16 protein-coding genes are annotated in these 22094 nt (G+C 42.0%); 10 read left to right on the top strand and 6 right to left on the bottom strand.

The annotated features are described in order from the left end of the window. Positions 1 to 3: 3 nt before the first annotated feature. From QTN47_RS05190 to QTN47_RS05170, 5 genes are all read left to right on the top strand, one after another. Positions 4 to 1557 carry a RagB/SusD family nutrient uptake outer membrane protein gene (locus QTN47_RS05190; RefSeq protein ID WP_369328264.1) on the top strand — a complete coding sequence of 518 codons (1554 nt, stop codon included), beginning with the start codon at positions 4 to 6 and terminating at the stop codon, positions 1555 to 1557. A gap of 514 nt (positions 1558 to 2071) precedes the next feature. Next, positions 2072 to 6355 carry a DNA-directed RNA polymerase subunit beta' gene (gene rpoC / locus QTN47_RS05185; protein WP_369328263.1) on the top strand — a complete coding sequence of 1428 codons (4284 nt, stop codon included), beginning with the start codon at positions 2072 to 2074 and terminating at the stop codon, positions 6353 to 6355. Between the two features lie 617 nt (positions 6356 to 6972). Further along, positions 6973 to 7569: an OmpH/Skp family outer membrane protein gene (locus QTN47_RS05180; RefSeq protein ID WP_369328262.1), complete on the top strand. Its 597-nt coding sequence runs from the start codon at positions 6973 to 6975 to the stop codon at positions 7567 to 7569. Between the two features lie 125 nt (positions 7570 to 7694). After that, positions 7695 to 9128 (top strand): APC family permease, encoded by a 1434-nt coding sequence (locus QTN47_RS05175; RefSeq protein WP_369328261.1) that lies wholly within the window; start codon positions 7695 to 7697, stop codon positions 9126 to 9128. 288 nt (positions 9129 to 9416) lie between these two features. Then, a complete protein-coding gene (locus tag QTN47_RS05170) occupies positions 9417 to 10409 on the top strand; it encodes a bifunctional heptose 7-phosphate kinase/heptose 1-phosphate adenyltransferase (protein ID WP_369328260.1) in 993 nt (330 codons plus the stop codon). Positions 10410 to 10450: 41 nt separating this feature from the next. Here QTN47_RS05170 and QTN47_RS05165 read toward each other — a convergent pair whose 3' ends face one another. After that, the gene (locus QTN47_RS05165; protein ID WP_369328383.1) at positions 10451 to 10555 is read right to left on the bottom strand and encodes a helix-turn-helix domain-containing protein; all 105 of its coding nucleotides are present in this window, start codon (positions 10553 to 10555) and stop codon (positions 10451 to 10453) included. Between the two features lie 159 nt (positions 10556 to 10714). On the opposite strand from QTN47_RS05165, the gene QTN47_RS05160 reads away from it, so the two are divergent. From QTN47_RS05160 to lpxB, 3 genes are all read left to right on the top strand, one after another. Then, positions 10715 to 11185 carry an FEKKY domain-containing protein gene (locus tag QTN47_RS05160; RefSeq protein ID WP_369328259.1) on the top strand — a complete coding sequence of 157 codons (471 nt, stop codon included), beginning with the start codon at positions 10715 to 10717 and terminating at the stop codon, positions 11183 to 11185. A 211-nt stretch (positions 11186 to 11396) separates the two neighbouring features. Then, a complete protein-coding gene (locus tag QTN47_RS05155) occupies positions 11397 to 12143 on the top strand; it encodes a 3-keto-disaccharide hydrolase (RefSeq protein WP_369328258.1) in 747 nt (248 codons plus the stop codon). Positions 12144 to 12841: 698 nt separating this feature from the next. After that, positions 12842 to 13948 carry a lipid-A-disaccharide synthase gene (lpxB, locus tag QTN47_RS05150; protein ID WP_369328257.1) on the top strand — a complete coding sequence of 369 codons (1107 nt, stop codon included), beginning with the start codon at positions 12842 to 12844 and terminating at the stop codon, positions 13946 to 13948. A 133-nt stretch (positions 13949 to 14081) separates the two neighbouring features. On the opposite strand, the gene QTN47_RS05145 is transcribed toward lpxB, so the two are convergent. Beyond that, the gene (locus QTN47_RS05145) at positions 14082 to 14855 is read right to left on the bottom strand and encodes an anti-sigma factor (protein ID WP_369328256.1); all 774 of its coding nucleotides are present in this window, start codon (positions 14853 to 14855) and stop codon (positions 14082 to 14084) included. A 5-nt stretch (positions 14856 to 14860) separates the two neighbouring features. After that, the gene (locus QTN47_RS05140) at positions 14861 to 15397 is read right to left on the bottom strand and encodes an RNA polymerase sigma factor (protein ID WP_369328255.1); all 537 of its coding nucleotides are present in this window, start codon (positions 15395 to 15397) and stop codon (positions 14861 to 14863) included. Between the two features lie 297 nt (positions 15398 to 15694). On the opposite strand from QTN47_RS05140, the gene QTN47_RS05135 reads away from it, so the two are divergent. Further along, a complete protein-coding gene (locus tag QTN47_RS05135; RefSeq protein WP_369328254.1) occupies positions 15695 to 16510 on the top strand; it encodes a hypothetical protein in 816 nt (271 codons plus the stop codon). Between the two features lie 452 nt (positions 16511 to 16962). On the opposite strand, the gene QTN47_RS05130 is transcribed toward QTN47_RS05135, so the two are convergent. Continuing rightward, entirely contained in the window at positions 16963 to 17895 is a 933-nt protein-coding gene (locus QTN47_RS05130; protein ID WP_369328253.1) for a 1-phosphofructokinase family hexose kinase, read from the bottom strand. Positions 17896 to 18088: 193 nt separating this feature from the next. Between QTN47_RS05130 and QTN47_RS05125 the strand changes: the two genes are divergently transcribed. Beyond that, positions 18089 to 19162 (top strand): class I fructose-bisphosphate aldolase, encoded by a 1074-nt coding sequence (locus QTN47_RS05125; protein ID WP_369328252.1) that lies wholly within the window; start codon positions 18089 to 18091, stop codon positions 19160 to 19162. Between the two features lie 34 nt (positions 19163 to 19196). Here the strand turns inward: QTN47_RS05125 and QTN47_RS05120 are convergent, their stop codons facing one another. Then, positions 19197 to 20099 (bottom strand): EamA family transporter, encoded by a 903-nt coding sequence (locus QTN47_RS05120; protein ID WP_369328251.1) that lies wholly within the window; start codon positions 20097 to 20099, stop codon positions 19197 to 19199. A gap of 410 nt (positions 20100 to 20509) precedes the next feature. Then, the gene (locus QTN47_RS05115; RefSeq protein ID WP_369328250.1) at positions 20510 to 21940 is read right to left on the bottom strand and encodes a DUF1501 domain-containing protein; all 1431 of its coding nucleotides are present in this window, start codon (positions 21938 to 21940) and stop codon (positions 20510 to 20512) included. Positions 21941 to 22094: the final 154 nt, after the last annotated feature.

Here is a 22094-nt window from a genome sequence, read left to right as displayed (position 1 = left end):
ACCATGATCAAGAAAAAATATATACACTACATACTGGCGGTTGTTACAGTATTGGCGGCCTCTGCCTGTCAGAAGAAGATACTGGACGTAACACCCGTTGGTTTGTATACGCCTGAGAATTACTGGCGCAATGAAAGTGATGTGGTTACAGGCATTAACGGCATTTACAATGTACTTACGCAGGAAGAAGGAGTCGGTCACAACCTGTATGCATTTGATGACCAGTCAGATGATATTTCAGTTGATGGTGACCACCCTGATTTTTGGGACATTGAGAAATTTAACGCTAACCCTACTACTTACCAGTTAAGACCAACCTGGGGATGGGCGTATGAACAAATTGCACGCGCCAACAATGCCATATTATACATTCCGAAAGTTCCGAGCATGGATGAAAATATCCGCACCCGCTCAATGGGTGAAGCCTATTTTCTGCGTGCGCACGGCTATTGGGTACTCAGCCAGATCTTTGGAGAAGTTCCCATCATCCTTGAGCAGAATGTGCTAAACGGCAATTACAACATTCCAAAGTCTTCTGTTGATTCTGTAAGAATGCAAATGGAATCCGATTTGCTTAAAGCAGCAGACATGTTGCCCGAGTCTTACGGTGCTGAAGATAAAGGCCGCGTAAGTAAGGGAGCTGCATGGGGTTTACTGGCTAAGCTGTACATTTTTTGGGAGAAGCTCGACAAAGCACAGGAATTTGGCACCAAGGTGATCACAAATGCGAACTACGCGCTTGCACCAAGATATACCGACAACTTTTTCCTTGGCATGCAGGAAAACAATACAGAACTGTTATTTGCTGTATGGAACAAAAACAACTATAATAACGCTCCTATCAACATTTACTTTACGCCAAGAGCCTGGAACGGTTGGGGTTTCCACCACCCTACCGAAAATTTTGCGGAAGAGTTTGAGGCAAAGGACAGTATTCGCAAGAGAACTACGTTGTTATCAGTTGGAGATTCCATTGCCAATCAAACAAACCTGATCACCATCGCACCCGGCGATGCATACCAGATGTTTACAGGAAAGGAAGGCCAGCAAACCGGAAGAATGTTACCAAGCAATTCTTTGACAGGTTATTGCCTGAGGAAGTATACTGCATACAATCCGGATGGTTCCGGTCAACTGGATGGCGATTTGAAACAACCGCTCCTTCGCACTGCAGACATTTACCTGATTGTTGCAGAAGCCAAGATCAGGCAATCCGGAGCCGGAGCTGGCGATGTAGAGATCAATGCTGTTCGCGCACGTGCAGGACTGGCGGATATCCATGGCGCAACAATGCATGATCTTATTCACGAACGCCGCGTAGAACTTGGAGGCGAAAATATCCGTCACCAGGATCTGATGAGATGGGACAAGGCGAAGATTATCAACCTGGATACCATCTACTCCAAGCCAAAATCCACTTCTCCGTTACAACCATACAATGGGGCTGTGTTAATTCCCGGCCGTACGTTTAAACGTCCGAAGGATTACTACATGCCAATTCCGCAGGTGGTGATTGATGAGAGTAAGGGAGTGTTGATACAGAATCCGAATTACTAGCTGTGAGCTTTTAGCTATCAGCTGTGAGCTATTGGGTGTCAGGTGTCAGGTCTCAGGTTTCAGACATATGGAGCTGAAAGAAAAGCGACTTCCAATAGAAAAGAAGCCTGACTGAATCAGAGTACTTCGTACTTCGTAAATCGTACTTAGACAGCTTTCAAATCCCTTCTAAAAAATTGATTTTGCCTCAAATCGTTGAACGGACAACGGTTTGAGGTTTTTTCCTTTAACTTTATCTTAACGGTCTTAAGAAATAATAGTCAGCAAAAAAAATTTGCTTTTTTCCTTTTTATATATTTCCTTACCTTTGCCGACCTATGCATTTTGAAGATTTGTATTCGGTTGGATCGTCTTTTGCGGCTTTTACATATTGTTTTTAACCTTTTTGTACCTCAATGTAATTGATTATCAATTCATTGGGGCATCATAGTTTATTGACATCGCATTAGTTAATTCACCCCCTTTTCTTCAAAATAACCGGTTGACAAATTTTTATAAAATTGCAATTTTAAATATGGCCATTAAAAAAGACAATCGTCCTAAGGCAACTTTTTCTAAAATTACTATCGGTCTGGCATCCCCGGACAGTATTTTAGAACGCAGCTTTGGTGAAGTGTTAAAGCCTGAAACCATCAACTATCGTACTTACAAACCTGAACGTGATGGTTTATTCTGCGAAAGAATTTTTGGTCCGGTAAAAGATTATGAGTGCGCCTGTGGTAAGTATAAGCGTATTCGTTACAAGGGCATCGTGTGCGACCGTTGTGGTGTTGAAGTGACCGAAAAGAAAGTTCGCCGCGAACGCATGGGACACCTTAAACTGGTTGTTCCGGTTGTTCACATCTGGTATTTTAAAAGTTTACCCAATAAAATTGGCTACCTGTTAGGTATGAGCTCTAAGAAATTAGAGACAATTGTATATTATGAAAGATATGCAGTTATACAAGGTGGCGTAAAAGAAAACCTGAATACCGGTGATCTTCTTACTGAAGAAGAATACCTGGATATTGTTGATACACTTCCAAAAGACAACCAATACCTGCCTGATGAAGATCCTCAGAAATTCATCGCTAAAATGGGCGCTGAAGCAATTCACGACCTGTTGGCAAGATTGGATCTGGATGAGTTAAGCTATAAATTACGTAACGCTGCAGCTACTGAAACTTCTCAGCAACGTAAAGCAGACGCCTTAAAGCGTTTGAGCGTTGTAGAAGGTTTCCGTGATGCAAGCACAAGAATTACCAACCGCCCTGAGTGGATGGTAATGCAATACATCCCTGTTATTCCACCGGAATTGCGTCCATTGGTTCCATTGGATGGTGGCCGTTTCGCGTCTTCTGACCTGAACGACCTTTACCGTCGTGTGATCATCCGTAACAACCGTTTGAAACGTCTGTTGGAGATTAAAGCTCCTGAAGTGATCCTGCGAAACGAAAAACGTATGCTGCAGGAAGCTGTGGACAGCCTGTTCGATAACTCACGTAAATCAAACGCTGTTAAAGCTGAAGGTGGTAGAGCATTGAAATCCTTGTCTGACGTTCTGAAAGGTAAACAAGGTCGTTTCCGTCAGAACCTGTTGGGTAAACGTGTTGACTACTCCGGCCGTTCTGTAATCGTGGTAGGTCCTGAATTGAAAATGCACGAGTGCGGTCTTCCAAAAGACATGGCTGCCGAGCTTTTCAAACCATTTATCATCCGTAAATTAATTGAAAGAGGTATCGTAAAAACTGTAAAATCAGCCAAGAAACTGGTTGATAAAAAAGAAGCAGTTATTTGGGATATCCTTGAAAACATATTGAAAGGTCACCCTGTAATGTTAAACCGTGCCCCAACACTGCACCGTTTATCTATCCAGGCATTCCAGCCACGTTTGGTGGAAGGAAAGGCCATTCAGCTTCACCCATTGGTAACGAGTGCGTTCAACGCCGACTTTGATGGTGACCAGATGGCGGTTCACGTGCCTTTGAGCAACGCCGCAATTTTGGAAGCACAATTACTGATGCTGTCTTCTCACAACATTCTTAACCCGCAGAACGGTACGCCGATCACCCTGCCTTCCCAGGACATGGTACTTGGTCTGTACTACATCACTAAGGGTAAAAGAAACACTGAAACTGAAAAAGTTAAAGGTGAAGGCAAAGCTTTCTATAGCACTGAAGAGGTTTTAATCGCTTACAATGAAAACCAGGTTGACCTGCATGCTTTCATTAAAGTAAAAACCAATGTGCGTGAAGGTGGTGAACTGAAAAACAAATTGATTGAAACGACTGTTGGTCGCGTATTGTTCAACCAGTTCGTACCAAAAGAAGTAGGTTTCGTAAACGCATTAGCCACCAAAAAATCACTGAGAGAGATCATCGGTGATATCATCAAGATCACTAACGTTCCTAAAACGGCTAAGTTCCTGGATGATATCAAAACCTTAGGTTTCCGTATGGCCTTCCGTGGTGGTTTATCGTTCAACGTTAATGACCTTATCATTCCTGAAGTAAGAAACGAATTACTTGAGCAGGCTAAGGCTGAAGTTGAAGAAGTTTGGGAAAGCTACAACATGGGTCTTATCACCAATAACGAACGTTACAACCAGGTAATTGATATATGGAGCCGTGTGGATACCCGCATTACAGAAACACTGATCCGTGAAATGGCAACAGACAAACAGGGCTTCAACTCTGTGTACATGATGCTTGACTCCGGTGCGCGTGGTTCTAAACAGCAGGTAAAACAGCTGGCTGGTATCAGGGGTCTGATGGCTAAACCGAGAAAATCAGGTTCTACAGGATCTGAGATCATCGAGAACCCGATCCTTTCCAACTTTAAAGGTGGTTTGAACGTATTGGATTACTTTATCTCTACGCACGGTGCGCGTAAAGGTCTTGCGGATACGGCCCTTAAAACAGCCGATGCCGGTTACCTGACTCGTCGTCTTGTTGACGTAGCACAGGATGTGGTGATCTCTGATGAAGATTGTGGAACATTACGTGGTATTGCAACATCTGCATTGAAAGACAATGAGGATGTAGTAGAACCATTGTTAGATAGAATTTTGGGTAGAACATCTTTACATGATGTATTCCACCCGGTTACTGAAGAACTCCTCGTTGCTGCTGGTGATGAAATTACCGTAGACGTTGCAAGAGCAATTGAAGAAGCAGGCATTGAAACTGTAGAGATCCGTTCTGTACTTACCTGCGAAAGCAAACGCGGTGTGTGTGTGAAATGTTATGGTAAAAACCTTGCTACAGGTTACATCGCTCAAAGAGGTGACGCTGTTGGGATCATCGCTGCCCAGTCAATCGGTGAGCCAGGTACACAGTTAACACTTCGTACCTTCCACGTGGGTGGTATCGCCGGTTCTTCTTCAGTAGAATCTTCATTAACTGCCAAGTTCGACGGTACAATCCAGTTCGATGGTCTTCGTTCTGTAACTACAGAAAACAACGAAGGCGATAAAGTACAGGTTGTAATCGGTCGTACAGGTGAAATGAGGATCATGGATCTGAAAAATGACAGGTTATTAATCACCAACAACATTCCTTATGGTGCAGTCCTGAATGTAAAAGACGGACAACTCGTGAAGAAAGGAGAAATAATCTGTACATGGGATCCGTTCAACAACGTTGTAGTCGCTGAAATTGCAGGTGAAGTGAAATTCGAGAATGTTATTGAAGGTGTTACTTACCGTGAAGAAGCTGATGAACAAACTGGTCACCGTGACAAAGTGGTTATCGAAACAAAAGATAAAACAAAGATTCCGGGACTGGTTGTTGAAGGCAAAGAAATCAAAAACTACAACTTACCTGTCGGAAGCCGTCTGATCATTGAAGAAGGCGAAAGCGTAAAAGCCGGACAGGTAATTGTGAAGATACCAAGAACACTGCGTAAGAGCGGTGATATCACCGGGGGTCTTCCTCGCGTAACCGAGTTGTTTGAAGCCCGTAACCCAAGCAATCCGGCAGTAGTTTGTGAAATTGATGGTGTGGTTGCTTTTGGTAATGTTAAACGTGGTAACCGTGAGATCATTGTTGAAGCGAAAGACGGTATTGTTAAAAAATACCTGGTTCCGTTGACAAGACAGATCCTGGTTCAGGATGGCGACTTCGTAAAAGCAGGCGCTGCCCTTTCCGATGGTCAAACTGCTCCAGCTGATATCTTAACAATCAAAGGACCATTCGCAGTTCAGGAATATGTGGTAAATGAAATTCAGGAAGTTTACCGCTTACAGGGTGTGAAGATCAACGATAAGCATATTGAGGTGATCGTTCGCCAGATGATGAAGAAAGCGGAGATCGTTGATGCCGGTGATACTAAATTCCTCGAAGAAGACCTGGTTGACCGTTTCGAGTTCATCGATGAGAACGACAGGATCTTTGATAAGAAAGTAGTAACTGATCCGGGAGACAGCAGTAAACTGAGAGCTGGTCAAATCATAACATTGCGTGAGTTGAGAGAAGAAAACTCCATCCTGCGCCGTTCCGATAAGAAACTTGCTGAAGTTCGTGATGCAGAGCCAGCTACAGCACAGCCTGTACTGTTAGGTATCACTAAAGCTTCACTGGGTGTACAAAGCTGGATCTCAGCTGCATCGTTCCAGGAAACTACCAAAGTATTAAGCTCTGCAGCTATACAAGGTAAGAGCGATGACATGCTCGGATTGAAAGAAAATGTTATCACCGGTCACCTGATACCAGCAGGTACTGGTCAGAAAGAGTTCGAAAGCATCATTGTTGGTAGCAAGGAAGAATATGAATTGCTTTCTACTGCACGTGAAGCGATGAACTTCGATGACGAAGAATAAGACGATGTACGATGTACGATTTTAGATGTACGATGTGTTCAGGTGAATCATCTTCATTAAACACAAGCAGTACTTAACTAAATATGTACGATTTACGAAGTACGATGTACGATGTGTTCAGGTGAATCATTCTCATTAAACACGGACAGTACTTAACTAAATATGTACGATTTACGAAGTACGATGTACGATGTGTTCAGGTGAATCATCATCAGTAAACACAAACAGTACTTAAGTATAAACAAATAACAAGCAGGAAGCCGAATAAGCTTCCTGTTTTGTTTTAGCTATTAGCAAAGAGCTGTCAGGTCAGCTATCAGCAATTAGCTATCAGCCCTCTACTTTCAAGTAAATCGTCATATCCAACGGTCAATGTAGCAACTGCGCCAATTTTATACTGATTCCTTCGCTACGGTAAACGTATCACGTACAACGTATAACTTAAAACAGCTTTAAGCTCTCACTCCTCACACCTCACGCCTCACTCCTTACACCTCACGCCTCACTCCTCACACCTTCTCCCCCAACCACCTATTTCATTCCTGCAAAAAGGTCATTTTAACAATTCTATCACTAATATTACCTATAACTTTCCAACCCCGAAAAAAGGGACTTGCATGAATAGATTTTTAATCGGACTTAATGTTGTTTTGCTTATTGCAGTAGGTGTTCTATTTTATTTACATTTTGATGGTAAGGGTAAGAGCAGCCAGACAGTACCTGCTGTAAAGGGGCCTGAATCAGCGACATTTAAAATAGCTTATTTCGAACTGGATTCTTTACAAAACAGGTACGAATATTATAAAGAAGTCCGGGACAATCTTGCTGCAAAATCAGAGCAGAACGCACGTGACCTAAGGGCTAAGCAAGACGCCTACATGAAGAAAGTGAAAGAGTATCAGCAGAAAGGGCCAACCATGTCTCAGACTGAGCAAAGCCAGTACGAGCAGACATTATACCAAATGCAGAATGATCTGCGTGCAGAACAGGAAGAAAAGCAACAGCAACTGAATACAGAAGGCATGCGTAAACTGCAGGATGTAAAACTGAAAATACAGGACTTTTTGAAAGGATTTTGCCAGGAAAAAGGCTACTCATATGTCTTTGCAGCAAGTGAAGAAGACAATCTGTATTTCAAAGACTCTACGCGTAATATTACAGACAGCGTGATCTTTTACCTGAATGCGCAACATAAGAGTACAAAAAGTAAATAATTACATTAATTATTCTATCTTCAAATCCCGCATAAAACGGGATTTTTTATTTTATTAATAACCAGGGCTGGAATAACTCCAATGAACACCTTATTCCATGCTGCTTTTGAGAGAAATATATAAGTATGCAGGAAAACCAATCTTCATTCAAACCAACGCTTGGTTTGCTTGACGGGACCATGATTGTTGCCGGTAGCATGATAGGCTCCGGTATTTTTATTGTTAGTGCGGATATTACCCGTAATGTAGGCTCATCCGGATGGCTTATAGCAGTATGGCTTATTACCGGCTTTATGACTATAGCAGCCGCAGTAAGCTATGGCGAATTGAGTGGCATGTTTCCTAAAGCCGGCGGACAGTATGTTTATTTAAAAGAATCCTATAACCCGCTGATCGGATTCCTGTACGGCTGGAGTTTTTTTGCTGTTATTCAAACAGGTACCATCGCCGCAGTTGGCGTGGCCTTTTCGAAATTTACGGCATATCTTTTTCCACAGGTAAGTGAGGACCTGGTACTGTTTACAATAGGAAAAATCAGCATTTCGCCTGCGCAGATCCTTTCCATCATTACCATCATATTGCTCACCTACATTAATTCCCGGGGCATTAAAAATGGCAAGATCATCCAAACGACGCTGACCATTATCAAACTCCTCAGTTTATTCGGCCTGATCGTATTTGGATTTTTAGCCGCAAAAGGAGATATATGGCACGCTAACTGGACCAACGCCTGGGACCTTCATGCATTGAGTCCTGATGGTAGTGTATCGCACTATGCAATTGCAGCAGCACTGGGCGCAATAGCCGCATCTATGGTTGGCTCCATTTTCAGTAGTGTGGCCTGGGAGAACGTTACATTTATTGCCGGTGAAATCAAGAATCCTAAACGCAATATTGGCCTGAGCCTCTTCCTGGGAACGCTTATCGTGACCATTATTTACGTTGCGGCGAATGTAATGTACACAGCAGTGCTTCCTTTACAGGAAATAGCTTCCGCAGAGAAAGACCGCGTAGCTGTTGCCGCATCAAACGCCATTTTTGGCAATGCGGGTACTTATGTTATCGCCATTATGATCATGATCTCAACTTTTGGCTGCAATAATGGTCTTATTTTATCCGGTGCCAGGGTTTATTATACGATGGCAAAAGACGGCCTGTTCTTTAAGCAAACAGGCGAGTTGAATAAAAATGCTGTACCCGGTTTTGCATTATGGATACAATGTATCGTTGCTTCTCTCCTGTGCCTGAGCGGCAAATATGGCGACTTGCTGGACATGGTTTCATTTGTAGTGGTTGTATTTTATGTTTTGACCATACTTGGCATATTTATTCTGCGGAAGAAAATGCCAAATGCTGAAAGACCTTACAAGGCGTTTTTATATCCTGTTTTGCCAGCCATCTACATACTGCTGGGCGTTGCATTTTGCGTATTACTGGTTATTTATAAAAGCACCTACGTTAAATGGGGATTGCTGATCGCCGGCATTGGCATACCTATTTACTATTTGGCACATGGGGGGAAGAAGAAGGAGCAGAAAAAGCTTAAAGCCCAAAGCTAAAAGCTTAAAACTATTTGACGCGACCGGTGATTCCGGTTAATAAGCTTATCTCAAAAACCTTTATGATAAAATGTAAGAAAGCCTCTGTTCTAATATTGAGCGAGGCTTTTTTTTGTCGCTTAAAGTTCAACAGTCGAATGCCAAAATCATTGGGCGCTGCAAACCACTCATAAACGCAAGCATTCTTATTTTGCGGCGATTTTAAGTTTTAGGCTTTGAGCTTTAAGCTTTAAGCTTTAAGCTTTCCCTTTAATACCCTAGTTTTGCGCCTGACAGAACAGACATATTATGACAGATTTCAATAAGCTATTCAATGATTTTGCTTCCATAAAAGTCGCGGTAATAGGCGATGTAATGCTGGACACCTATTGGTGGGGACATGTGGAACGCATTTCACCAGAAGCGCCGGTGCCGGTTGTTGCTGTAGACAAAAAAGAATACCGTATTGGAGGTGCAGGAAATGTTGCATTAAATACCGCTGCTTTGCAGGCAGCAACAACTGTATTTTCTGTTGTCGGTAACGATGATGATGCTAAAATTCTGAAGGGTTTGTTTGAGCAGGCCAATATCAATACCGAATATATTGTTCATAGCGACAAACGCATTACCACCAACAAGATCCGCATTATCAGCCGCAATCAGCAAATGATGCGTCTTGATGCCGAAATCACAAAAGATATTACAAAAACTGACGAAGATGCATTGGTTGCGGCATTCATGACTTATGTGCAAAAAGAAAGACCTTCCGTTGTAATTTTTGAAGATTACAATAAAGGTGTACTTACCGAAACGATCATAAAAACCATTACGCAGATCTGTAAGGAAAACGATATCATTATAACAGTAGATCCCAAGCGTAAAAATTTCTTTAGCTATAAGAATGTCGACATCTTTAAGCCCAATCTTAAAGAAGTAATAGAAGGCTTGAATATATTGGTTGAAAACGTTAATAAAGAGGTGCTTGACAGCATTCATACACAATTGAAAGAAAGATTGGATCACCATACATCATTGATAACTTTATCAGAGAAAGGTGTTTTCTTCCAAAATGAAACACAGTCAAATCTTATTCCTTCTCATTTGCGAAATATTGCCGATGTAAGTGGCGCGGGAGATACAGTGATCGCTGTAGCATCTCTTGTATATGCCTCAACAAAAGACATTAACATGGCTGCGGAAATGGCCAATATTGCCGGCGGCCTGGTATGCGAGGAAGTTGGAACGGCAGCAATTAACAAGGATATATTGCTGGAAGAATGTAAGCTGTTGATCAAAGCGTAAATCATTCATTTTATTTATTGCCCGGCATGCATTTATACTACTTAGCAGCCGGGCTTTTGTTTTAATGCAGTTGGCGAAAAACCAAAATGCTTTTTGAAGGCGTAAGAAAAGTGTGATAAGTCCTCAAAACCAACTTCGAATACCAGGAAAAGTTAAGATGAGGATATAACGGGATCTTAAAAAATATGCAGTTTTCCTATCTCTGCATCTTGGCTTAAAACCGTATGTATCGGCTAATCTTCATTTGTTTTGTGGCATTATATTTTGCCTGTAAGCATCGCACTAAAACACGAAGCATAAATAATTTGGCCAAAGACACTCTTCCGACAATTATTACAACTGGTGTTCCAGATCTCGAATCATCCATTCAATTAAATGCTATCGGAAAAAGATACGGCGTTAAATTCCATTCTTTTGGCTGTGTTGTTTCAAAGGTTACGATGGACAGCATTCGAAATCTAAATAATACAACACGCGCCCTGTTGATAAAACGCTTCAGCAACAATTGGGAAAAAGATTTACAACAAGCATATGATACAACGATCAAGATACGCAGCATGGCTGCGGAGGTAATAAGAACAACATTTCCGAATGACGACAAGGATTATTACTATCTCGTTACGTCCGGCGCCGGAAAGATTTTTTTTGTTCAGGCATACAAAGATGATTCAATAACTGAAAAGCCTTTATTAATCATTCACTATAGAATGACATTCTTCTTTGATAGAAAATCACCTATTGAAGTTAAAGAGACTAGAGAAAACTTGCAATCATAAGCAAGGCACAAAAAATCTCTTTTGCTACTCAATTTGATGCGGCTCTCCATCTTCACATTATTCTCGTATCTGATTCTATTTATTTTTATATTGCTATCTGGAATCATCGCCAATTGTCTGACTGTTTTTGCATTAAAAAAGCCATTTATAATGGTTTTTCAGTCTTACAAGTGGGCTACGAAACAAATCACAATTAATAAACGATTGCAACATGAATTCAAAGATTTTTTTTACAGGAGCGGCAGCCTTGTTATGTGTTGCCGGTGCAATGGCACAAGAGAAAAAAGATCCACCGTCCCTTACTGAAGTCTGGAAACCTGAGCCCAGGGTTATTACGCCCGGTGCATCAGCCTCCTCTGCACCTTCTGACGCCATTGTATTATTTGATGGTAAAAGCACAGATGCATGGGTTGGAACTGACGGCGGCCCCATTAAATGGGATATTGCCGACGGCGCTATGACGGTAAAAGGCGGCTCTGGTGAAATAACAAGCAAAGAAAAATTCGGCGATTGCCAGCTGCATATTGAATGGAGAACGCCAGCTGAAGTAAAAGGAGACGGACAAGGCCGGGGCAACAGTGGCATCTTCCTGATGGGAAAATACGAATTGCAAGTGCTTGACTCTTATAATAACCGCACATATTCCAACGGGCAGGCAGGAAGTATCTACAAACAATTAATACCGTTGGTGAACGCCAGCCGTAAACCCGGAGAATGGCAAACATACGACGTGATCTTCACTGCTCCCCGATTTAACGAAGACGGTACAGTTAAAATGGCTGCACGTATTACTGTCATTCACAATGGTGTTCTTGTTCAAAACAATGCTACACTTATAGGCAGCACACAATACATTGGCATTGCATCTTACGAAAAGCACAGTGACAGCGAACCCATCAAACTGCAGGATCACGGAAACCCGGTGAGCTATCGTAACATTTGGGTTAGAAAGCTGTAAGACGTTGTACGTTGTAAGTTTTACGTTGTACGTTTATTGAATTAGGTATAAGGTGTGAGGTGTGAGGTGTGTGGTAGGAGGACGTGACAGAGGCGTGAGGTAGGAGGCGTGAGGTATGAATGTCAGGTGTCAGGTAATACTACTATAACACCCGGATTTCTCTTTGTATTAGATAAGGGATCGGCACTACGACTGATCTGCATAAAACGTATAACTTACAACTCTATCTAATTCTACGTAGAATCATACACTGCAACGTATCGCCGGGAGAAATTTTTGTCTTTCTCAAAGGACGGGAGCCGGTTAATGCACGTGACTTAATGCGATAAGTACCTTTTGAATTTTGAACTACATCAGTCACAACATGATCCTGCACGACTGTTTCATACTCAGCTTTGCATGCGCAAAAGAATATTGCTATGCAGCAACAAAACATTGCATGCTTTAATGGAACGCGAGCTACTACTGCTATTGCTTTAAGGGTAATCTCTGCAAGTTTTTTATTTAAGGTAGAATTCAGGCGCATCATTGGGTAAAAGAATTGTGATGTTTTGGCGGAAGCAAAAGTATCCCGGACAAGTATTTCCTCCAATTAAAATTGAAAGTGCCAACACAATTCACACCCTAATCATAATAGAGTTGTATTTTGCGAGCCGGATAGAGAAGCTTTTCACTATTCCGAAGGGAAAAACAAACAAATGAAATATTATATTATAGCTGGTGAAGCAAGTGGTGATCTACATGGAAGCAACCTGATCAAAGAATTAAAATTGCTCGATAAGGATGCTGACATCCGGTGTTGGGGAGGCGATCTGATGCGCGAGGCCGGCGGCACACTGGTAAAGCATTACAAAGATCTTGCGTTCATGGGATTTGTTGAAGTGTTGATGAATTTGCGAACCATCCTGAAAAATATTGCTTTCTGCAAAGAAGATATTGATGCATATAAACCAGATGTGTTGGTTTTGATTGACTATCCCGGCTTTAATCTTCGCATTGCCGAATGGGGCAAGGCGCGGGGCTATAAAATAGCTTTTTACATTTCTCCACAAGTGTGGGCATGGAAAGAAAGTCGTGTGAAGAAAATGAAGCAGTATATTGACAAGATGCTTGTCATACTTCCTTTTGAAAAAGATTATTATAAAGATAAATGGCACTGGGATGTTGAATATGTCGGCCACCCGCTTGTTAAGGTAATCGACAACTATAAAAAGCAATCGACCGGACATCCGCACGATAGAGAGATAGTAGCGCTACTTCCCGGCAGCAGGAAACAGGAGATCCTGAAAAAGCTGCCGATAATGCTCGAGGTAAGCAGGCATTTTGAGAACTATCAATTTGTTGTTGCAAAAGCGCCCGGCCAGGAAGATAGTTTTTACGAACCATTGTTGGCTCCTTACAACAACGTGACCTCCGTTAGAGGAAAAACTTATGATCTGCTGCTTGAATCAACTGCAGCGCTCGTTACCAGCGGCACGGCTACACTTGAGACTGCTCTTTTTGGTGTTCCTGAAGTAGTGTGCTACAAAGGAAGTAATATCAGTTACCAGATCGCCAAACGGCTGATCAAGGTTAAATATATTTCGCTGGTAAATCTGATTATGGATAAGCTTGTAGTGAAGGAATTAATCCAGGACGATCTGACAGTTGACAATCTTGTGAGCGAGTTGAAAAATTTGCTGGAAAATCCTGAACGTAAACAGCAACTGCAAAAAGATTATGCTGCGTTAAAACAACTGTTATCCGGCGGCGGTGATGCTTCGGCCACGGCGGCGAGGAGCATCTATGATTTTGTGAAGAGCTAGGAAGTCAAAATTCAAAAAGACGATGCATCATTAAGCTGTTTCCCTTTTATCGAAAGCCTGCATCAGAGTTTTTTACTTTTGAATTTTTACTTTTTACTTTTGACTTTTGAATTTTGCTTTTTTTGCCTTTGCCTCACACCTTCCCCATTACAAACAGCGCTGACAAAGTAGGCACAGGGCTTCCGCCTTCTTTTTCAAGTGTAATGGCAAATGCTTCAGCTTCGGGAATATTTTGCATCTTACACAAACCAACACAGTCGCCGATCATTCCGGCATTAACGGGCTTACCATTAACGATGGCCCATAGCTGATACTGTTTTCCTGCCGGAGCAGCAGGTACGTTATTTTTGAGCAGATAAACATCTTTAGTCTTGCTACTCCAGTACACGGTAGCTACGCCATCATTCCCCTTCATAGAAACAACCTTCATAGAAGGATCCTGCAACATTTCCATACTGCTGTCAAGCAGATTCATCCGGGTCTGCATTTTGTCAACATGCGCCTGCATTACGCCCTGATCTGCCAGTAGTTGCTGATAACTACTTTGCATTTGCTTATAGTTGCGGTAGTAATATACATTCAACAATGCACTGGCTATGAACAGCAAGATACTTGCGGCGGCCATAAATCGCCAGATGTCACCTCTGCCGGATTCCATAGGAACAACCTTACCGGTCTCATCAGGGGATATGATCTCGGAAAAAATTTTGTCTCGTACGATTTGCGGCGGCGCCTGCACATTACTTTTCAGCTGTTTTTCCAGCATTACTTCAAAAGCGGATATAGCACTGGCAATTTCAGGATGCGTTGCAGCCATAGAGCGAACTTCCGCCGTTTCTTCAGGCGTTGTTACTCCCATTACGTAGCTTTCAATTATACCACTCTCTATGTATGCGTTAATATCCACAATAATTACATCAGTTTTCTTAGTTCACTTAGTGCTTTTCTTATTCTTGTTTTTACAGTTCCTAAAGGAATATTTTCTGCCGAGGCTATTTCCTCGTGTGTATAACCTCCAAAATAACTAAGACGGATCAATTTCCTGTATTCTTCCGGCAATTTTTCCACCAATCCTGCCAGACCTATTTTATCAGTATCGAGCTGGGTTACCCCGGTTGAATAATATACGGAGTCCGTCAGCTCAAGGTTTTGACGACTGTTTCTAAACTGCCTGCTTCTTTTAAAATCAATCGCCGCATTACGCGCAATATTTAATAACCAGGTAAACAGCCTGCCTTTTTGTTCATTATATTGATCAATCTGGCGCCAAATCTTGACAAAAACGTCCTGCAATACATCGTTACCTGCCTCCTTTTCATCCACTATATTCAGTATAACAGTGTATAATGCCGCAGAATAATGCTCATACAAATATTCAAATGCAGGTACATCGCGTTGTTTCAGCAACGCAACCAGGCCATTCTCGGTATATTTAGCGGCGTCTGACATGAGCTTGAATATTAAAGATAAAGCTCGTCTCTGTTAATTAAAAGGGTTTAAGTATTAAGTTTTTGATCGGCTATATAATTTGCAACAGAAAAAAGCATAAAGACAACTAACTGCTTTAAATTATTGCAAACTGTTTCAAGCAATCCGTTTTTATGCGAACATTAAATCACACTGTTTGTTATCGCGATTAAATAGTTAATTGACGTAGGTGTATAACGCAATGTTTTTCTTTTCGCGAAAACGCAATACATTTGCGCCGCCCTACCGAAACCAACTCATCGATTTAATGACTAGCATATGTACGTACTGAACAGAAATGTGACTAAGGCATTTTTTTGCCTTTTTTTCACGACACCTTTTGTTGTAAAAGCTCAAAACACAACAAAAAAAAGGAAGCACGAATTTTATTTTTCGTGGGGATACAATAAAGAGTGGTATACTCACAGCAACCTGAAAGTTAGCCAGCCATCTATTGGCAACAACTACACGTTAAAACAGATCAAGGCGCATGACCATCCCGGATGGGATGAAGGTCTTTTTTCTAAAGCACTCTCTATTCCGCAATATAATTACAGGCTTGGCTATATTATAGACAGGAAAAAAGGATGGGGTGTGGAAATAAACTTCGATCACACCAAATACATTATTTCAGATCAAAAAGCGGCAATAACAGGCACGCTCAACCACAAGCCTGTTGACAGCACCGTTATGTTCAACCAGGCTAATGGATTCTCCTACTTCCTGAACAATGGCGCAAATTTCCTGCTGTTTAACCTGACCAAACGCTGGAATTTTTATGTTGACGAAAAGGAAAATGTCAAGCTCGATTTTTATGCAAAGGCAGGTATAGGCCCGGTTATTCCGCATGTTGAAAATACTTTATTTGGTAAATCCAACGACCCTCATTTTCAACTGGGTGGATGGAATGTTGGCCTTGAAGGAGCGATTCGCGCAACCTTTTTCAAATATGTATATCTTGAATACGCCAATAAACTTGACTATGCGCGTTATTCCGGTTTAAAAATCTACGAAGGAAAAGCCCGGCAGGGATTTGGCACTTATGAAATGATATTGAATTTGGGTGTAACGTTTCCAGTTGGGAGAAGAGAATAAGACGTGTAAGACATGTAAGACCGTAAGATAGTAAGATAGTAAGACAGTAAGATAGTAAGATAGTAAGAACGTTAGGAAAATAGGAAGGGTGCATATGATGATCATTTGCACCCTTTTACTTTTTATTAGGTTTCGTCAGGCTCTTGTCTAAATCAGTTACTACAAGAATCCGGCTGATTTACCAACTGTTTTTGACTTGAACCATCATTTTTAGAAAAGGAAGGAAAAATATACAACTGCAGGAATTTGGTTACGGGTGTGGGCTTTGTGTTACATCCAATCATCCACTTAACCTCTCTTTATATTCAACACCAGAAACCTTGCCTCAAACCTCAAGCCTGTACACCTCAAACCTGATACCTAAAACCTGAAACCTGACACCTTACACCTCACTCCTCTCCCCCACATCGTACATCAAACATCGTACACCGTACATCGTACATCGTACATCCTCAAGACGTTTGTATTTGCCTGAACAACTGTTCCACATCCTGCAAACGGCAAAGTGCAGTGCCGGCGTTCATTGTTGCAGCGGTACCACAAGCCACTCCATATTGAACAGCTTCAAGAACCCTTGCACCAGCGTCAAGTTTAAATACAATTCCTCCTATCATACTGTCCCCGGCACCAACAGTACTTTTGCGCCTTACAGGCGGCGCACTTATCTTGTGCATCTGATCTGCAGTGACAAGCATTGCTCCTGCCGCACCCATGGAAACCACCAATACTTCGCTGCACCCCTTGCTAACAAGTGCCTGACTTACTGCTTTCAAATCCTCAATCTGCAATTCTTCCCTGCCTACGAGTTGCGCAAGCTCATGCAGGTTTGGCTTTATCAAAAACACGCCTTCTTCAATAACTGCTTCCAAAGCTTCTCCGGACGTATCAACAATGCACCGGGCTCCCTTATTATTGGCGATAGACGCTATTCTGGCAAAAATATCCACGGGCACACCCGGAGGCAGACTACCACTGGCGACTATATAATCAACATCAGGCAATGTTCGCACCATTTGTAAACATTCCTGCCACTCATCATCTTCAATCAGCGTTCCAGGCATTCCAAAACGATATTGCAATTGAGTTGTGCTATCAAATACAATAAAATTCTCTCTTGTTTCACGTTGTGTTTCAACCGGTATGCAATGAACGCCTTCGTCGACTAATATTTCAGTCAGCAAACCGCCGCTTCTGCCTCCGGTAAGATAAATAGCAGCGGATTTTCCCCCAAGTTTTTTAATAGCCCTGGAAACATTAATACCGCCTCCACCGGCTTCATATAACGGATCTGCACAACGTAGTTTTTTCTCAGGCACAATACCGGCAACGGTTGTGCTTTTGTCTATGGCGGCGTTAAACGTAACTGTGACTATGGAATGTTTCATAACAGGTATTTCTTTAGCCGTTAAAATTGTAAATTCAGGTTCGCTTACCCGGTTGCATCTTCAACATCTCATCCCTTTTTCATAACATAAAAAAAACATTTTAGTTGAGAATCAGCAAAACGAACAAACTATATTAACTAATGTTTTATATACTGAATCAGCATTTTAATAACCGGCAATTAATCTTTTAATTATGAATTACGAACAAATGATTGACCTGATAGGAAAAGAAAACGAAGCACTCCTTTCCTATACATCTTCAACCGTAAAAAAAGACTTGCTGCATTTGCCATCACCGCATTTTACGGACACTGTTTTTGCAGAAAGCAATAGAAATATACAAACATTAAAAAGTATTTCATCGCTGTTTAATCATGGCAGATTGCAAGGCTCCGGATATTTGTCCATACTACCAATTGATCAGGGCATAGAACATAGTGCCGGCGCATCATTTGCCCCCAACCCAATGTACTTCGATCCCGAAAACATTATTAAGCTGGCGATAGAAGGTGGCTGTAATGCAGTGGCAACAACCTTTGGCGGCCTGGCCATGATTGCAAGAAAATACGCTCATAAAATTCCGTTCATTGTAAAGATTAATCATAACGAACTGCTCACCTATCCCAATAAACATGACCAGGTAATGTTTGGCTCAGTGAAGGATGCATGGAATTTAGGCGCTACAGCCGTGGGCGCTACAATTTATTTTGGCTCGCAGGAAAGTGACAGGCAAATCATTGAAGTTTCAAAGGCCTTTGAAGAAGCACACGAACTTGGTATGGCAACCATACTTTGGTGCTACCTGCGTAATAGTGCTTTTGTAAAGGATGGCAAGGACTATCATGTATCCGCAGACCTGACAGGGCAAGCCAATCATCTGGGCGTAACCATACAGGCTGATATCATCAAACAAAAACTACCAACCATCAACGGCGGTTATAAGGCATTGAATATGGGCGGCAGCAGTTATGGAAAACTGGATGAAAGGATGTATACACAACTTGCAACTGACAATCCTATTGACTTATGCAGATACCAGGTACTTAATTGCTATATGGGCAGGGCAGGTTTAATTAATTCGGGAGGAGCTTCTACTGGAGAAAGCGATACAAAAGAAGCAGTGCTGACAGCCATAATCAATAAGCGGGCAGGCGGCATGGGATTGATATCCGGACGCAAAGCATTTCAACGATCTTTCAACGATGGCATTGAATTATTGCAGGACATACAGGACGTTTATCTTGAAAAGCAGATAACAGTTGCCTGAGAATATAAAGCGCTTTAATAAGCGGCTGAAAGCTTCATGCTTGCAGCCGCTTTATTTTTAAAGCAGATAAATTCATCAACACAATTGAACCCAATATCAAAACAATGCCGAGCCACTGCGCAACAGAAATTTCTTCATGTAACAACCAGTGCGCCATTAACACAGAAACCGGAATTTCAATGGCGGCTATGATAGTACCCCATCCCATGCCTGTAAGCGGCATGCCTTTGGTTAACAACAACGGAGGCAGGATTGTACCGAACACCGCAAGAAATAATCCCCACGTCCACAAAGAAGTAATAGCAAACTTCTGCAGCAATGAAGGAAAGAATACAAGCACAATTATTGCAAGACTCCCCACCAATATCCATAAACTTCTTTTTAGAGGAGGCAATTCCAATGCAATGCTATTTGTTGTATAAAGTGTGATTGTGTAGCATATTGCGGCAAGTATACCGAATGCAACACCGCGCCAATCAAGCACTACATTTACATTTACCAGGTTGGCTGCTAAAGCCGTCCCTACAAGAATAACTAAAGCAGCAATAATTTTTATGGCAGATGGAAACCGCTTTTGCAAAAATGCCTCTAACACTACGCCCATCCAGACAGTTTGCATCAACAAAATAATACCAATTGATACTGCGATATATTTAACTGACAGATAGTAAAAAATACTGGTTAGCCCCATGGATGTTCCGCACAATACCAACATCCAAACGCTTTTTCTATTTGTCACTGACTGAGGTTCATTCTTTCCACGAAAAAACACATTTAATAAAAACAAACCTATCACACCAAACAAAGATTGAGCAGTCGTTATCTCGGCTGTTGTAAAGCCGTGATCATACGCCATTTTTACAAATGTTGCCAACACGCCATAACAGGCTGCACCTAAAGCAACAAGGGCGGAGCCTTTAATCAATTGTTTATTCACGCCAGGAGTTGTACGTTATAAGTTGTACGTTATACGTTGTTTACGGTGACTTATAACCCGTAGGTATATAAGTTGCTCATTACACGCTCTACGCTGTCTTTGCCGGCAAAAGTACGGCAATTGAAAAAGAGTGCCGCAACGCAATACAAACCCCGCACCCGTTAGTTTCGATTTCGAAAGCTACAAGATACAGAAGGTGATTTAATGTACCTGGATTGTAGTTATGACTAAGTTCACATTTTTACTATAATTACGCAGAATATTGAGGAGATAAAAGGGTTTAGGATTGACGATAATATTGATAAAAAGACGATGAAGAATCTGTAAAGAACTTTCTTACAACAGGCACTCTTATCGAACACAAACAAACTACCAGGTGTACCAAAGTTTTAGGCTTTAGGCTCTAAGCTTTAAGCTGATTTCAGCAAATCCATAACAGCCTTACCCTTCCCGTCTGGCGTTGTATAGAATGGACGCTTTTCCACTTCGTATTGTGTATCTTCAGGAATACCCAGGGCATGATAGATTGTTTGATGAACCTGGTCTATCTTAATCGGATTCTCAACACTCTTACATGGACGTTCATCTGCAGTTTTGCCGTAGACAAACCCTTTCTTTATACCACCTCCAAACATCAGTATAGAGCATCCATCCGTAAAATGCCGGTGCATACCGTAGAATTTCAATTCACTTAATACATCCGGCTGATTGACCTGCTCCTGTACTTTGGCATCAGGACGGCCTTCTACCATCATATCACGGCTAAATTCGCTCGCAAGTATTACAATAGTCCGGTCAAGGTGACCGGTCTTATCAAGATCCTTGATCAACTGAGAGATGGGTCCATCAATCATTTTCTTCATTCCTTCTGCGCGTGTGTGGCCATTCTCATGTGTATCCCAACCCATGAAAGGTTCGTATTCAGTAGTCACACTAATAAAGCGAGCGCCTTGCTCTGTCAGCCTTCTTGCAAGCAGGCAACCCAATCCAAAGCGACCCGTGTTATAAATATCATAGATCTCTTTGGGTTCAAGACTAAGATCAAACGCTTTTTGCTCGGGCGAATTAAGCAACCTGTAAGCCTGCTCCATAGAGCGTTTTATGGACTCTTTCTGGTAATCACTTCCATGATCTGCAAAGGGGCTTTTATTGATGAGTTCATTGTATAATTGATTACGTCTTTCAAATCGCTTTGCATCCATTCCAACAGGAGGACGCACACTTTCCAGTCCCTGGCTGGGATCGGGAATAAAAAAGGGGCCATACTCATTGCCAAGAAAACCCGCAGTATGAAAGGCTTTCAACTCTTCAGCCTCCCCTACTGTAAAACGCTGACCAATATCTATGAACGCCGGAATCACCGGATTTTTTGGACCAAGCTCTTTTGCAATCCAGGCACCCAGATGCGGGGCGGCAACAGTCTGTGGAGGTTCATAACATGTATGCCAGTGATATTGATGACGGGAATGGAGTATATGCCCCATGTCAGCTGCAACATAAGAACGGATCAGCGTTCCTTTATCCATAACCTTTCCAATGGATTGTAATCCCTCGGAAAAGTAAACCCCGTCTAAAGCTGTCGGCATTGATTTGAATGTGCTCAAAACCCTATCACCCTGCATACCTTTTTCAAACGGTGTATATTTTTTAGGATCGAAAGTTTCCGTGTGTGCCATACCGCCAGCCATCCACAGCAATATCACTGTATCCGCAGTTGCCACGGGCCTGCCTTTGCCGCAACCTGACAACAGGCTTGCCACCGGTGCCCCCGCTGCCATCGCAGCCAGTGTAGCTGCACTTGTTGTCTTTAGAAATTCTCTTCTGTTCCAGTTTCGTTGCATGGTGAAGAATTTAGCCTTCAGCCGTCAGCTCTCAGCTTTCAGCTTTTAATTTTAAAATTCGTAACATATCAATACCATTCTCCCCGCGTATTAAAAGCGCAGGATTCTTTTTCATTTAAGGGCTCATTCACTTCGATAAAATTGATTGGCATAT

Source organism: Danxiaibacter flavus (genome assembly GCF_041060425.1).
GTDB lineage: Bacteria > Bacteroidota > Bacteroidia > Chitinophagales > Chitinophagaceae > Danxiaibacter > Danxiaibacter flavus.
This window is presented reverse-complemented; position numbering and strand designations above follow the sequence as displayed.

What these genes read in the sequence shown, in the direction of transcription:
- QTN47_RS05190 (WP_369328264.1), top strand. Translation starts at nt 4, where the DNA reads ATGATCAAGAAAAAATATATACACTACATACTGGCGGTTGTTACAGTA.
- QTN47_RS05170 (WP_369328260.1), top strand. Translation starts at nt 9,417, where the DNA reads ATGACAGATTTCAATAAGCTATTCAATGATTTTGCTTCCATAAAAGTC.
- QTN47_RS05175 (WP_369328261.1), top strand. Translation starts at nt 7,695, where the DNA reads ATGCAGGAAAACCAATCTTCATTCAAACCAACGCTTGGTTTGCTTGAC.
- QTN47_RS05140 (WP_369328255.1), bottom strand. Translation starts at nt 15,397, where the DNA reads ATGTCAGACGCCGCTAAATATACCGAGAATGGCCTGGTTGCGTTGCTG.
- QTN47_RS05130 (WP_369328253.1), bottom strand. Translation starts at nt 17,895, where the DNA reads ATGAAACATTCCATAGTCACAGTTACGTTTAACGCCGCCATAGACAAA.
- QTN47_RS05135 (WP_369328254.1), top strand. Translation starts at nt 15,695, where the DNA reads ATGTACGTACTGAACAGAAATGTGACTAAGGCATTTTTTTGCCTTTTT.
- QTN47_RS05155 (WP_369328258.1), top strand. Translation starts at nt 11,397, where the DNA reads ATGAATTCAAAGATTTTTTTTACAGGAGCGGCAGCCTTGTTATGTGTT.
- rpoC (WP_369328263.1), top strand. Translation starts at nt 2,072, where the DNA reads ATGGCCATTAAAAAAGACAATCGTCCTAAGGCAACTTTTTCTAAAATT.
- QTN47_RS05115 (WP_369328250.1), bottom strand. Translation starts at nt 21,940, where the DNA reads ATGCAACGAAACTGGAACAGAAGAGAATTTCTAAAGACAACAAGTGCA.
- QTN47_RS05125 (WP_369328252.1), top strand. Translation starts at nt 18,089, where the DNA reads ATGAATTACGAACAAATGATTGACCTGATAGGAAAAGAAAACGAAGCA.
- lpxB (WP_369328257.1), top strand. Translation starts at nt 12,842, where the DNA reads ATGAAATATTATATTATAGCTGGTGAAGCAAGTGGTGATCTACATGGA.
- QTN47_RS05180 (WP_369328262.1), top strand. Translation starts at nt 6,973, where the DNA reads ATGAATAGATTTTTAATCGGACTTAATGTTGTTTTGCTTATTGCAGTA.